Annotated in this window: 1 protein-coding gene; it reads right to left on the bottom strand. The window is 42.2% G+C overall.

Annotated features, from left to right (window positions below; genetic code table 11):
- Positions 1–1,358 (bottom strand): IS1182 family transposase (locus PSF86_RS17730; RefSeq protein ID WP_277901430.1); only part of this gene is annotated, 1,358 nt, incomplete at its 3' end.
- Between the last annotated feature and the right edge of the window lie 76 nt (positions 1,359–1,434).

Raw genomic sequence — 1,434 nt, 5'->3', positions numbered from 1 at the left:
CCCATAAACTGGGTTAAGGTGCCAAACACCGGTTCTACGGTACTTTGCCGCTTGGATTTCATGTAACGACCCTGCGGACTGTTGACCCGGGCTATATTACGTTCATATTGAGCTCGGTAATACGTTACCGTAAATTTCTTTTCCCGTGCACTCTTTCCTAAACACTGTGTTCGTATAGGACAATCGATACATACTTTTTTAGATGCCCGGTATTCCTTCTTCTTGGTATTGTTCTTTTTCTCGTAAAAGACTTTTTTAAAAGGAATAACCTTACCCTGTGGACAGACGTAATGATCTTGGGATTCCTTATAGGTAAACCCATCGGGACTCCCTTTGTAAGTGCTGTGTGGAGGAATAAAACTTTTAATTTGACTCTTTTCTAAAAAGGCATAATTCTCTCCACTGCTGTACCCTGTATCTGCTACACAGTTTTCCCAAAGGAGTCCTGAGTTCCACAAGCGTCGTTGTACCCTTTTTACAATGTCAGCTAATTGCTGGTTGTCTTTGCCATCGGCATGGTAGGCTTTTATGTCGGTTATCACATGATTGGAAGTATCGACTGTTAATTGACTTAAGTAATTCAGTTTCCTGGCCTTGCCCGGCTTTACACTGATTCGGGCATCGGGATCGGTAGGGCTGTAATGCGTTTTATTGCTGGTATATCTTGCCCCTTTATTACCTGCGCCAGGACGCTGGTCTTGTTCCTTTGCCCATTTGTTATTCCTATTGGTAATATCCTGTAATTCCTTTTTACTAGCGGACATGGTTTGCTGACCTTTCCCTGCTTTATTCTCTTTAGACTTACGGAACGGTTCTTCCTTGTCACGCTTACTTATTTGGCGAACGCTTCGAAGATATGATTCCAATTCTTCTTCAGGAACTTTAAGTTCCAAACTATCCATCGAGGCATTTGCCTTTACTGGAGCACTATCGATAGCCTGTGTATGGCCACTGACCATTCCTTTAGAGATACACAGTTCAAAGACTTTAGTAAAGACTTCTTCAAAAACCTGTTCAGGGAACAACTGGCGGGTACGGCTGATGGTAGAATGCCAGGGAAGCTCATCATCGATATCATAACCCAAAAAGAACAAGATATCCAAGCGCATACTGCAATGGGGTATCAGCTTACGGTCGCTGGTGATGTTTTCTAAATAACCTACCAGACACAGTTTAAAAAAGACTACCGGGTCGATACTCTTTTGTCCGCTACTACCGTAATATCCTTTGGTAAGCGGGTATAGATAATCCAAGTCCAACGCGTCTTTTAACCGGCGGTAGAAATTGTCTTTGGGTACGCGATCACTTAACTGAAACTGATTGAACAGTTTCTCCTGATATTGCTTTTTGCCTTGCATACTACAATATAGGTATCTAATGAAAGGAAAATATCAACCCTATGTCAATTTTTTGCTAACTTGTGCAACAGGCACA

Source organism: Galbibacter pacificus, from assembly GCF_029603165.1.
Lineage (GTDB): Bacteria > Bacteroidota > Bacteroidia > Flavobacteriales > Flavobacteriaceae > Galbibacter > Galbibacter pacificus.
The sequence above is the reverse complement of the archived record's forward strand: the minus strand, read 5'-3'. Positions and strand labels throughout refer to the sequence as shown.